Here is an 11,619-nt window from a genome sequence, read left to right as displayed (position 1 = left end):
GAAGTTGGGTTGGCTCCCTCCCCCCACTGGGGAGGGAGAAACACACTTACATCGACTTGCCAGCGGGGTAGTCAGGCTTCTTGTCGTTGCCTTCGATGTACGGGCTCCACGGCTTCGCCTTCACAGGACCCGGCGTCTTCCACACCACGTTGAACTGGCCATCGGCCTTGATTTCGCCGATGAACACGCTCTTGTGCAGGTGGTGGTTCTTCTCGTCCATCTTCGACACGATGCCCGAGGGAGCCGTGAAGGTCTGGCCGGCCATGGCTGCGATCACCTTGTCGGTGTCGGTCGACTTGGCCTTCTCGACCGCCTGCTTCCACATGTGGATGCCGATCCAGGTGGCTTCCATCGGGTCGTTGGTGAGCGGCTTGTCCTTGTGGCCGGCGATGTTCTTGGCCTTGGCGTAGTCGCTCCACTGCTTGATGAACGCCGTGTTCGTCGGGTTCTTGATCGACATGAAGTAGTTCCATGCGGCCAGGTGGCCGACCAGCGGCTTGGTGTCCACGCCGCGCAGCTCTTCTTCACCCACCGAGAAGGCAACCACGGGCACGTCCTTGGCCTTCAGGCCGGCGTTGCCGAGTTCCTTGTAGAAGGGCACGTTGGAGTCGCCGTTGATGGTCGACACCACTGCAGTCTTGCCGCCGGCCGAGAACTTCTTGATGTCGGCAACGATGGTCTGGTAGTCGCTGTGGCCGAAGGGGGTGTACTTCTCGTCGATGTCGGTGTCCTTCACGCCCTTGCTCTTGAGGTAGGCGCGCAGGATCTTGTTGGTGGTGCGGGGGTACACGTAGTCGGTGCCCAGCAGTACCCAGCGCTTGGCGCCGCCGCCTTCCTTGCTCATCAGGTAGTCGACGGCCGGAATGGCTTGCTGATTGGGCGCGGCGCCCGTGTAGAACACGTTCTTCGAGAGTTCTTCACCCTCGTACTGCACCGGGTAGAACAGCAGGCCGTTCATTTCCTCGACCACCGGCAGCACCGACTTGCGCGACACCGAGGTCCAGCAGCCGAAGATCACCGACACCTTGTCCTGGCCGAGCAGCTGCTTGGTCTTTTCAGCGAACAGGGGCCAGTTGGAGGCCGGGTCGACCACCACGGGCTCGAGCTGCTTGCCCAGCACGCCGCCCTTCTTGTTGATGTCGTCGATGGCCATCAGCACCGTGTCTTTCAGCACGGTTTCAGAGATGGCCATCGTGCCCGACAGCGAGTGCAGCACACCGACCTTGATGGTGTCGGCAGCGAAAGCGGGCGCAGCAGAAATGCTGGCCAGCGCGACGGCGGCGGTGAGCGCCTTGAGTGTGAAACGACGTTGCATGTGGACTCCTGCTCCGGGTTGGTTGAACCTTGTCGCCAGCGCTTTGCTGGCGTGGGAGGGAGTCTGCGGAATGCACCAGGAAGGGGAAATACGCCGGGTGGCGTACACGGAGGTACTCAGGGCTCAGGCAGGTGGCGGCACGGGGTACTTGCTGGCGTTGGCGAGCATCTTGCTCTTTGCTGCCTCGATCACGTCGATATCGAGCTTGTCGGCGAGCTGCAGCAGGTAGAGGAAGACGTCGGCGATCTCTGTGCCGATCTCGGCGCGCTTGGCGGCGGTCAGATTGCGGCTCTTGGCTTCACTCATCCACTGGAAGTGTTCAAGCAGTTCGGCGGCCTCCACGGAAAGCGCGGAGGCCAGATTTTTGGGGGAGTGGAACATCTCCCATTGGCGCACCTGGGCGAAGTCGCGCAGGTCTTGGGTCAGTTGCTGGATATCGGTGGCCATGTCTGTCCTGTCGTGAGGACAGGAGAGTTTGGCACGGCCACCGCCGCGCCCGATCAGGCCCGCCGGCTTCCGCGATGGTGGAGCGCAGCCACGAGCAGCGCTGAAACCGTCAGATAGATCAGAGCCGCCCCGAACGCGCTCGCATACCCCGCCGCATCGGCCCCATGACCCAGCCGCCCGTAGAAGAGGATGCCGATCAACGCCACCCCCAGCGCATTGCTCGCCTGCTGCACCATCGACAGCACGCCCGAGGCCACGCCCGCATGTTGCGGCGGCAGCCCGGCCAGCACGGTGGACACCAGCGGCGCCATCACCATGCCGAGCCCCGCGCCTTGCACCAGCAGCAACGGCACCATCCACGCCACGACGTGCGAATGCCCCGCCCAGCCCGCCACGTTGACAAACTGCAATGCGTGCCCTGCAGCAAGCACCAGCGCACCGAGCGCGATGGGCGGCTTGCCTCCGAAGCGCCGCACGAGCCGCGCACCCGCCATCGACGTCGCGAAAAAGCCGACCGCCAGCGACGTGAAAACGACGCCCGAGGTGAGCGCATCGAGCGCCAGGCCCTGCTGCAGGTACAGCGCGAGCACAAAGTACAGCGAGGCATTGCCCACATAGAAGGCCAGCGTGGTGAGCAGGCCCGTGACGAAGCGACCGTTGGCCAGCAGCGCCGGTGCCACGAGCGGCGCACCTCCGCGTGCAGCGAGCCGGCGCTGTTGATATGCAAAGGCTGCGAGCAGCGGCAGCGCCGCTGCAAGGCACACCCAGCTCCACAGTGGCCAGCCCTGTTCGCGGCCTTCCACCAGCGGCAGCACCACGGCCACCGAACCCGCAGCCACCAGCAGCATGCCGGTCAGGTCGAGCCTGCTGTTGCCGCTGTTCGCCAGCGGCGGAATGACGCGCGGTGCAAGCATCAGCGCCAGCAGGCCGATCGGCACGTTGATGAGGAAGCAACTGCGCCAGCCCAGACCCGCCACATCGGCATGGATCAGCAAGCCGCCGACGAGCTGCCCGAGCGTGGCACCCAGCCCCAGCGTGAGCCCATAGGCCGCGAAGGCACGCGCCCGGTCTTCGCCTGTGTATGCCAGGCCGATCATCGCCAGCACCTGCGGCTGCAGCAGCGCGCCGGCCAGCCCCTGCAGCACGCGCGCCGCCACCAGCAGTTCGGCGTTCGGCGCAAAGCCGCAGGCGGCCGAAGCCAGCGTGAACAACAGCAGGCCCAGCATGAACATGCGGCGGCGACCGAACAGGTCGCCGAGCCGGCCGCCGGTGATCAGGCCCGCTGCGGTGGCCAGGCCGTAGCCGGCCACCACCAGTTGCAAGGTGCCCGCGCTCGCCAGCAGCTCGCGCTGCATCGACGGCAGCGCGACGTTGACGATGAAGAAGTCCAGCACCACCAGGAAGGTGCCGCTGAGCATGACCCACAAGCCCAGCCGCCCGGGCTTCGTCGCGCCCGTGCTCTGGCTTCCTGTGGAAGAAAGCGATGCTGCCGAAGCAGCGATGTTTGACTGCGTCATGATGGGCTCGAGTGTTGGGAGGAAGCGGTACTGCGGCAATGACCCCGGAGGTCATCGTCGGGGTTCAGACGGCGGGCGTCGGCAGGATGAACTGGTAGTCCGTGGCGATGTGGCCATCCTCGGCCAGCACCAGGAACTCCAGCCCGAGCGCGGCCACCGGGCCACCGGCTGCCGGGACCATGTGCCAATGGAACATCACCGCGTCGTGCAGGAACTGGGCGTCGCCCGCGCGGACGAAGCGGAAGCCGGCGTCACGCACGTTCTTCTCGTGCGAGCCGGTAACGCGCTGCTGCAGCGCCTCGTAGCCCTTGGCCTGCAGCGTGCGCACGTAGTGCTCGCCGTCGGGCACCCAGAGGCCGGCGATGGCGGCGCGGCGCGCGTCGGCATCGGGTTCGTTCCAGACGGCGACGTAGCGGTCGGCGAGCTCGGCAAATTCTGTTCTGGCGTTCATGTTCTGCTCCTGTTGTTTCTGTGTCTGGGAAGAGTGAGGCCGCAGTTTCTGCCTCCATCGGTGGACAGTGAATGCCTGGGAAGCCGACAATCTTGTCCATTCGTCCACCGCCACAGGAGTCTTCATGGATCCGCTCGACGACGTCTTCGCCGCCATGCGCGTGCGCAGCGCCCTGTATGCCCGCCTCGAAGCCGGCGCTCCCTGGGGCGTGAGCCTGGCGGGCGGCGAGAGCGCGCGCTTCGGGCTGGTGGTGCGCGGCGGCTGCCTGCTGGAGATCGAGGGCATGGCGCAGCCGGTGGCGCTTGCGACAGGCGACTGCTATGTGCTCGCGCATGGCACACCCTACATCCTGCGCGACCATCCGAACACGCCGACCGTGAGCTGTGCCTCGGTCGTGCGCGACCGCATCGGCGGGCTGGTGGAGCTTGGCGGCACGGGTACGGCGGCGTCGGTGATCTGCGGCTGGTTCCACTTCGACCAGCGCGCCGCGCGGCCGCTGCTCGATCTGCTGCCGGTACTGCTGCACGTGAAGATGGAGCAGGCCCGCGCCCTTGCGCTGCAAGGCACTCTGCAGCTGCTGGCCATGGAAACCGGCGAGCCGGGCCTGGGCTCCAGCCTGCTCGTGAGCCGGCTGGCCGACATCGTGTTCGTGCAGGCCGTGCGCGCGCACGTCGCGGCCAACGGCGAATCTCAGACGGGCTGGCTCGCCGCACTGGCCGACGCGCGCATTGGCCCGGCCTTGCGTGCGATGCACAAGGACATCGCGCGCGACTGGACGGTAGAGGCTCTTGCTTCCGTCGCGAGCCTGTCGCGCTCGGCCTTCGCGCAGCGTTTTCGCGAGCGGGTGGGGCAGGCGCCGCTGGAGTACCTCACGCAGTGGCGCATGTTCAAAGCCGGCAACATGCTGGGGCAAGGCCACGCTGCCCTGGGCGCGATCGCAGGGGCGGTGGGCTACGAGTCGGAGGCGGCGTTCAGCAAAGCCTTCAAGCGAGAGAAAGGGATGGCGCCCGGTGCCTGGCGGGCAGCGGCGCGCGAAGGCGCTGTCGCTGCATAGCCGCCCTTCTCTTCAGGCCTTCGCCGCGGCCTTGAACTGCGCGGCCGCGAAGGCCCATGTCATGCGCGTGGCGTCAGGCCCCTCGGGGTCGCTGAACAGCAGCTTCGATGCGCCGCCGCTCCACGAATGGCCCAGCCCCGCGATCTCGCACAACGTGACGAGCGTGCGGCCCTTGCGCTTGAAGTCGGTCACGCGCATCGAACGGCGCTTGCCGCGCTGCATGTTGCGCGACAGCCCGGGCTTCGCGCCCAGCGCGGTGGCCCACACCGCGGCGCTGTTGACTGCATTGCTCGGCGCAACGACTGCGTCGGCATCGCCGTGCAGCACCAGCATCGGCGGCAAGGTGGCGAAGACAGCCGCGGCGCCCATCGCCTTGCCGACTGCCGTGGAGGGCATCGGCGGCACGTTCTGTCCGCGCATTGCGCCAAGGGCCGTGGCCGGCGATTTCGCCGCGCCGGGCGCCACGCCCGAATGCATGACGACGGCGCGGAAGCGATTCGGGTAGCGCGTGGCCAGCAAGGCTGCCATGCTCGCGCCGGCCGAGAGCCCCGCCAGCGCCACGCGATCGCGGTCCACGGGGTACAGCATGCAGGCCTGGTCGATGGCGGCCATCAGCGTCGCGGCTTCGGCGTCGGCCTTGCCGGAGCGACGCTCGTACCAGTTCCAGCAGCCCTGCGGATGGGCGAGCCGGTCTTGCTCGAGATAGAGCACCAGGAAGCGCTGGCGCACGGCCAGCGCGTTCATGCGCGTGCTCGCGGCAAAGTCGCGCCCGGTCTGGCCGCAGCCGTGCAGCATGACCATGAGCGGCAGCCGCTCGCCCGGCTTCAGCTGCAAGCCGGCCGGCCGGAACAGGTGATAGCCGCGTGCACCGCCCGGGCCCATCGCCATGCCGCTGAGCCAGTCGCCTTTGCCGGGCGGCGGCTTGAGCCGCTTGGCCGCGGCGCGCTGGACCTGTCCCGCGATGCGCTTGCTGTTGCTCAGCGTGGCCTTGGTGAGCGCGCGCAGGTTGCGCTCGTAGGCGCGGGCAAAGACGGAAGCGGTGGAAGAACGGGCCATGGCGCGCAGTGTGAACGCAAAGCGCCGGCCGGCCTAACAACACCCGACAAGGGGCGGCCTTACCGCCCCGGCACACATCAGTAGATTTCCGGAACGATCATGTTGGCCGGAACAGGCTGGCGCAGATAGTCGTCGTGCCGCACGCGCGCGGGCAGCTCGACCGGCGGATGCGCCACTTCCTGGTACGGCATCTGGCCCAGCAGATGGCTGATGCAGTTCAGCCGCGCCTTCTTCTTGTCGACTGCCTGCACCACCCACCACGGCGCCTCGGGGATGTGGGTGCGCTCCAGCATGATTTCCTTCGCCTTGGTGTATTCCTCCCAGCGGCGGCGGCTTTCGAGGTCCATCGGGCTGAGCTTCCACTGCTTGAGCGGATCGTGGATGCGGCCGAGGAAGCGCATGTGCTGCTCGTCGTCGGTGATGGAGAACCAGTATTTGATGAGCTTGATGCCCGAGCGCACGAGCATCTTCTCGAACTCGGGCACGGTGCGGAAGAACTCTTCGTACTCTTCGTCGGTGCAGAAGCCCATCACGCGCTCGACGCCGGCGCGGTTGTACCAGCTGCGGTCGAACAGCACCATTTCGCCCGCTGCCGGCAAGTGCGCGGCATAGCGCTGGAAGTACCACTGCGTGCGTTCGCGGTCGTTGGGCGCCGGCAGCGCGGCCACGCGGGCCACGCGCGGGTTCAGGCGCTGTGTGATGCGCTTGATGACGCCGCCCTTGCCCGCCGCGTCGCGGCCTTCGAACAGGATGACGACTTTCTGCTTGCTGTGCTGCACCCAGTCCTGCAGCTTGACGAGCTCGCCCTGCAGGCGGAACAGCTCCTTGAAGTAGGCCTGGCGGGCGGCCTTGTCGGCGGAGGTCGGCGTTGCCGAGGCGGGGTCGAGGCCGTCGATGTTGCGGTCTTCGATCTCCAGCTCGAGCTCTTCGTCGTAGCTGTCGATCAGGTCGCGGGCGATGCGTTGCATCAGGTCTTCGTGGTCGGGAAGTGCGCTGGTCGGCATGGTGGGGCGGAAAGAGTGAAAGGGGCAGGAAAAAGCATGCTGCTCGCCGTATATGACGGCTGCGTGACGGTTTTGGGCCCGTTGACACGGAGTTGTCACACACCGCGAACACCATCTGCAGCTATTCCAACACCCAGAAACGCCCATGAACACGCTTGCAGCCCCGCATGCCGAGTTGCCGTCCGCGCCCGCCGCGCAACGGCCCAAGCTCGACTCCAAGCCCGGTCCGCTCACGCTGATCACCTTCGTGGGGCTGCTGGCCGCCGGCCTGCTCTTCACGGCCTGGAGCCTGGTGGGCGACGTGACGTCCTCCGGGGCGCCCGTCACCACCTGGGTGCCTTACATGCTTCTTGGCGTGGCGCTGCTGATTGCGCTGGGCTTCGAGTTCGTCAACGGCTTCCATGACACGGCCAACGCCGTGGCGACCGTCATCTATACCCATTCGCTGCCGCCCAACTTCGCTGTGGTGTGGTCGGGCTTCTTCAACTTCCTGGGCGTGCTGGTGTCCAGCGGCGCGGTGGCCTTCGGCATCATCGCGCTGCTGCCGGTGGAGCTCATTCTTCAGGTGGGTTCGGGCGCAGGCTTCGCGATGGTGTTCGCGCTGCTGATCGCCGCCATCATCTGGAACTTGGGCACGTGGTGGCTGGGGCTACCGGCTTCTTCGTCGCACACGCTGATCGGCTCGATCATCGGCGTGGGCGTGGCCAATGCGCTGATGCACGGCCGCGACGGCACCAGCGGCGTCGACTGGGCGCAGGCCACCAAGGTGGGCTACTCGCTGCTGCTGTCGCCGATGGTCGGCTTCGGCTGCGCCGCGCTGCTGCTGCTGGCGCTGCGAGCCTTCGTGAAGAACCGCGCACTGTATGAAGAACCCAAGGGCAGCGAGCCGCCGCCATGGTGGATCCGCGGCCTGCTGATCCTGACCTGCACGGGCGTGTCGTTCGCGCATGGTTCCAACGACGGTCAGAAGGGCATGGGGCTGATCATGCTGATCCTCGTGGGCACGGTGCCTATGGCCTACGCGCTGAACCGCGCGATGCCCGCCAACGAGACCGTGAAGTTCGCGGCCGTGGCCGAGATGGCGCAGAACGCACTGAACCGCAGCGTGCCGACCTCGCTGCCCGCGCTGGAGCCCGCCGCGGCGCGCGACACGCTCTCCACCTATGTGCGCACCCGCGAGTTCAGTCCTTCGGTGGTGCCCGCGCTGGCAGTGACCGCCGGCAGCATCGGACAGCAGGTGCGCGAGCACGGCTCACTGGCCGGCGTTCCCGCGGATGCCGTCGCCAACGTTCGCAATGACATGTACCTGGCCTCCGAAGCCATCCGCCACCTCGACAAGAGCGGCGCGGCCAAGTTCGACGACGAGACAAAACTGCGCGTCAATACGTTCCGCCAGGAACTGGACAGCGCCACGCGCTTCATCCCGCTGTGGGTCAAGGTCGCGGTGGCCATCGCACTGGGCCTGGGCACGATGATCGGCTGGAAGCGCATCGTGGTCACCGTGGGCGAGAAGATCGGCAAGACGCACCTGAGCTACGCGCAGGGAGCCTCGGCCGAAGTGGTGGCGATGATCACCATCGGCGCAGCAGACATGTATGGGCTGCCTGTGTCGACCACGCACGTGCTGTCGTCCGGCGTGGCCGGCACCATGACGGCCAGCGGCTCGGGCCTGCAGATGTCCACGCTGCGCAACCTCGCGCTGGCCTGGGTGCTGACGCTGCCGGTGGCGATGCTGCTGTCGGGGTCGCTCTACTGGTTGTTCACCCGCATTTTCTGATCACGCATCTTGTCGGCATTCCATGACCTCGCCTCCCAGTCTTACGGAGGCGACGAAGCCGGACTGATCTCCGGCTACCTGTTCGACGCCTCCGCACCCGAGCCCGCGCGGGTCATCGACTCCGCGCAGGCGGCGGCATGGCTGGTCGAACAACGCGACAAAGGCGATGAAGGCAGCGGCGAAGAGAACCCGTCCTACGTCTGGCTGCACTTCAACCTGAGCCATGCGCATGCCGAGCGCTGGCTGGTGCGGCACGCGAACCTCCCGGACACCTTCTACGAGACGCTGCACGAAGGCCTGCCCTCCACGCGCATCGAACGCGCCGACGATTCGCTGATCGCCGTCATCAACGACGTGCACTTCGAATTCAGCTTCGAGCCCTCCGACATCTCCACGCTGTGGATCAGCGTGGGCCCGCGCCTCGTGGTCACGGCGCGCACCAAGCCGCTGCGCTCGGTCGACACGCTGCGCACGGCCGTGAAGGCGGGGGACGCGCCGCGTTCGAGCACCGAGCTGCTCGAACACCTGCTGCGCGCGCAGGCCGACGTGCTCGTGAAGATCGTGCGCGGCGTCACCTCGCGCATCGACCGCATCGAAGACGAACTGCTGGCCGGCCGCCTCGACCACAAGCGCGCTCGGCTGGGCGTGCTGCGGCGGCTGCTGGTGCGGCTGCAGCGACTGCTCGCGCCCGAGCCTGCCGCGCTGTTCCGCCTGCTGCAAGGGCCTCCCGCCTGGATGGCCGAGCACGACGCGCAGGCGCTGCGCGGCTCGACCGAGGAGTTCTCGGTGGTGCTGCGCGACATGCAGGCACTGCAGGAGCGCATCAAGCTGCTGCAAGAAGAAATAGCCGCCAACGTGAACGAGGACAACAACCGCAGCCTGTTCGTGCTGACGGTAGTCACGGTGCTGGCGCTGCCGATCAACATCCTGGCCGGCCTGTTCGGCATGAACGTCGGCGGCATTCCGCTGGCCGACCACAAGCACGGCTTCTGGATCGTGGTGGCAATCGTCGCAAGCTTCACTGCGGTGGCGGCCTGGGCGGCTTTTCGCAAGAAGCGCTGAGCCGCATGCAGCGGCACAGTAATGCTATTTATTTAATAGCAACTTGCGCAGCATCCATGCGCCCGCATCGATGTTCCAGACCCCATAGAATGCGAGGGTGTCCTCCATTCTCAATGCCGATCTTCACTGCCACTCCGTGGTCTCCGACGGCACACTGACGCCCGAAGAACTGGCCGCGCGCGCGGCTGCCAACGGGGTCGAGCTCTGGGCCCTCACCGACCACGACGAGGTCGGCGGCCAACACCGCGCAGCAGCAGCAGCGCGTGCAAACGGCATGCGCTACCTCACCGGCACCGAGATCTCGGTAACCTTCGCGGGCGAAACGGTGCACATCGTCGGCCTGGGTTTCGATGCCAACGACGCAGCGATGTCGCAAGGCCTCTACGACACACGCGGCGGCCGCGGCAAGCGCGCGCAGGAAATGTCCGAAGGTCTGGCCAAGGTCGGCATCCACGGTGCATACGAAGGCGCGCTCAGGTTCGTCGGCAACCCCGAACTCATTTCACGCACGCACTTCGCACGCTTTCTCGTCGAGCAGGGCCACTGCCGCGACACGCCCGAGGTGTTCCGCAAGTTCCTCACCGAAGGCAAGCCCGGCTACGTGCCGCACCGCTGGGCCTCGCTGAAGGACGCCGTGCACTGGATCACCGCAGCCAAGGGCATGGCCGTGATCGCTCACCCTGGCCGCTACAAGTTCACGGCCAACGAGGAATACGCGCTGTTCCTCGAATTCAAGGCGCATGGCGGCAAGGCGATCGAGGTCGTCACCGGCAGCCACACGCCGGCCGAATATGTCGAGTACGCCGACAAGGCGCTCGAATTCGATTTCGCCGCCTCGCGCGGCAGCGATTTCCACAGCCCCGACGAGAGTCATTGCGATCTCGGCAAGCTGCCGCCGTTGCCTGGCGCGCTCACTCCTGTGTGGGAACTGCTCGGCGACCGCATCCAGCAGTGAGCCAGAACCCCGGGACCGGCATCGACAACGCGGCAACCGTTGCGCTGGCGAATGCGCGCCTCGCGGCGCAAAAGACGCGCGACACCGAATCGGGCCGCATCCTCGCTGGTATCGGCCTTGTGCTGGTGGCCGTGGCCTGCTTCGCCACGCTCGACACCGCAACCAAAGCATCCACCGCGGGCGTGCCCATCCTCATGGGCGTGTGGTTCCGCTACGCATTCCAGGCCGTGGCCACCACGGCCGTGCTCCTGCCGCTGCATGGCACGGCGCTGCTGCGCACGCGGCACCCGCGCTACCAGTTGCTGCGCGGTGCGCTGCTGCTGGTGTCGAGCACGCTGGCCTTCCTCAGCCTGCGCTACATGCCGCTGGCCGAGTTCACGTCGATCGTGCTGATTGCGCCGCTGGTGATCACGCTGCTGGCCGCCACCACGCTCAAGGAATATGTGTCGCCGCTGCGCTGGGTGCTGGTGGCGGGTGGCTTCATCGGCACGCTGGTCATCCTGCGGCCGGGCGGCGAGGCCTTCAGCTGGGCCATCCTGCTGCCGATCGGGCTGGTGCTGACCAATGCGTGGTTCCAGGTGCTCACGAGCAAGCTCGCGCAGACCGAGAACCCGCTCACGATGCATTTCTATACCGGCTGGGTCGGCGCGCTGATTGCATCGCTCGCAGTGCCCTTCGTTTGGACCGAGCTGGACTCGTGGCATTGGTGGGCGCTGCTGTGCCTGATGGGCTTCATGGGCACGGTGGGTCACTTCATCCTGATCCTGGCCTACCAGCGCGCGCCGGCATCCACGCTCACGCCTTATCTCTATGCCCAGATCGCTTTTGCCATGCTCGGCGGCTGGCTCATCTTTTCCCAACTGCCCGACCGTTACTCGCTCATCGGCATGGCGATGATCGCGGTCTGCGGTGCGGCCGGTGCGTGGCTCACGGTGCGCGAGCGCCGCGTGCCTATCGAGCCCGCCGAATCCTGATCCGGAG

The 11,619-nt window shown here is 66.7% G+C and carries 11 protein-coding genes; 5 read left to right on the top strand and 6 right to left on the bottom strand.

From position 1 onward, the window contains the following. Positions 1–46: 46 nt before the first annotated feature. From urtA to AC07O3_RS16255, 4 genes are all read right to left on the bottom strand, one after another. Positions 47–1,315 carry an urea ABC transporter substrate-binding protein gene (gene urtA / locus AC07O3_RS16270; RefSeq protein WP_093058616.1) on the bottom strand — a complete coding sequence of 423 codons (1,269 nt, stop codon included), beginning with the start codon at positions 1,313–1,315 and terminating at the stop codon, positions 47–49. Between the two features lie 123 nt (positions 1,316–1,438). Then, entirely contained in the window at positions 1,439–1,762 is a 324-nt protein-coding gene (locus AC07O3_RS16265) for a nucleotide pyrophosphohydrolase (protein ID WP_093058615.1), read from the bottom strand. A 53-nt stretch (positions 1,763–1,815) separates the two neighbouring features. Continuing rightward, entirely contained in the window at positions 1,816–3,279 is a 1,464-nt protein-coding gene (locus tag AC07O3_RS16260; RefSeq protein ID WP_495339798.1) for an MFS transporter, read from the bottom strand. Between the two features lie 64 nt (positions 3,280–3,343). Then, positions 3,344–3,730, bottom strand: a complete 387-nt coding sequence (locus AC07O3_RS16255; protein ID WP_495339797.1) for a hypothetical protein — start codon at positions 3,728–3,730, stop codon at positions 3,344–3,346. Positions 3,731–3,854: 124 nt separating this feature from the next. On the opposite strand from AC07O3_RS16255, the gene AC07O3_RS16250 reads away from it, so the two are divergent. After that, the gene (locus tag AC07O3_RS16250) at positions 3,855–4,784 is read left to right on the top strand and encodes an AraC family transcriptional regulator (RefSeq protein WP_093058612.1); all 930 of its coding nucleotides are present in this window, start codon (positions 3,855–3,857) and stop codon (positions 4,782–4,784) included. A gap of 12 nt (positions 4,785–4,796) precedes the next feature. Here AC07O3_RS16250 and AC07O3_RS16245 read toward each other — a convergent pair whose 3' ends face one another. Further along, positions 4,797–5,840, bottom strand: coding sequence for an extracellular catalytic domain type 1 short-chain-length polyhydroxyalkanoate depolymerase (locus tag AC07O3_RS16245; RefSeq protein ID WP_093077229.1), 1,044 nt, complete (start codon positions 5,838–5,840; stop codon positions 4,797–4,799). 77 nt (positions 5,841–5,917) lie between these two features. Continuing rightward, positions 5,918–6,844 carry a polyphosphate kinase 2 gene (gene ppk2 / locus AC07O3_RS16240; protein ID WP_093058610.1) on the bottom strand — a complete coding sequence of 309 codons (927 nt, stop codon included), beginning with the start codon at positions 6,842–6,844 and terminating at the stop codon, positions 5,918–5,920. Positions 6,845–6,989: 145 nt separating this feature from the next. Here ppk2 and AC07O3_RS16235 point away from each other — a divergent pair, with 145 nt between their 5' ends. The 4 genes from AC07O3_RS16235 to AC07O3_RS16220 all read left to right on the top strand — a co-directional run bounded on the left by AC07O3_RS16235 (position 6,990) and on the right by AC07O3_RS16220 (position 11,612). Then, on the top strand, positions 6,990–8,621 hold the full coding sequence (locus AC07O3_RS16235; RefSeq protein ID WP_495339796.1) for an inorganic phosphate transporter: 1,632 nt from the start codon (positions 6,990–6,992) through the stop codon (positions 8,619–8,621). Between the two features lie 9 nt (positions 8,622–8,630). Further along, the gene (locus AC07O3_RS16230; protein ID WP_495339795.1) at positions 8,631–9,683 is read left to right on the top strand and encodes a transporter; all 1,053 of its coding nucleotides are present in this window, start codon (positions 8,631–8,633) and stop codon (positions 9,681–9,683) included. Positions 9,684–9,780: 97 nt separating this feature from the next. Beyond that, positions 9,781–10,638: a 3',5'-nucleoside bisphosphate phosphatase gene (locus AC07O3_RS16225; RefSeq protein ID WP_093058607.1), complete on the top strand. Its 858-nt coding sequence runs from the start codon at positions 9,781–9,783 to the stop codon at positions 10,636–10,638. Continuing rightward, positions 10,635–11,612, top strand: a complete 978-nt coding sequence (locus AC07O3_RS16220) for a DMT family transporter (RefSeq protein ID WP_435467331.1) — start codon at positions 10,635–10,637, stop codon at positions 11,610–11,612. The genes AC07O3_RS16225 and AC07O3_RS16220 overlap by 4 nt, the downstream gene beginning before the upstream one ends. The last annotated feature ends 7 nt before the right edge of the window (positions 11,613–11,619 follow it).

This window comes from Variovorax sp. GW821-FHT09D05 (genome assembly GCF_059416325.1).
Note: the sequence above shows the minus strand (reverse complement) of the source record. Positions and strands in the feature narration are given on the sequence as shown.

Bases quoted from the DNA above. Each gene is read 5' to 3' on its own strand.
- urtA (WP_093058616.1), bottom strand. From the start codon at position 1,315: ATGCAACGTCGTTTCACACTCAAGGCGCTCACCGCCGCCGTCGCGCTG.
- AC07O3_RS16265 (WP_093058615.1), bottom strand. From the start codon at position 1,762: ATGGCCACCGATATCCAGCAACTGACCCAAGACCTGCGCGACTTCGCC.
- AC07O3_RS16260 (WP_495339798.1), bottom strand. From the start codon at position 3,279: ATGACGCAGTCAAACATCGCTGCTTCGGCAGCATCGCTTTCTTCCACA.
- AC07O3_RS16255 (WP_495339797.1), bottom strand. From the start codon at position 3,730: ATGAACGCCAGAACAGAATTTGCCGAGCTCGCCGACCGCTACGTCGCC.
- AC07O3_RS16250 (WP_093058612.1), top strand. From the start codon at position 3,855: ATGGATCCGCTCGACGACGTCTTCGCCGCCATGCGCGTGCGCAGCGCC.
- AC07O3_RS16245 (WP_093077229.1), bottom strand. From the start codon at position 5,840: ATGGCCCGTTCTTCCACCGCTTCCGTCTTTGCCCGCGCCTACGAGCGC.
- ppk2 (WP_093058610.1), bottom strand. From the start codon at position 6,844: ATGCCGACCAGCGCACTTCCCGACCACGAAGACCTGATGCAACGCATC.
- AC07O3_RS16235 (WP_495339796.1), top strand. From the start codon at position 6,990: ATGAACACGCTTGCAGCCCCGCATGCCGAGTTGCCGTCCGCGCCCGCC.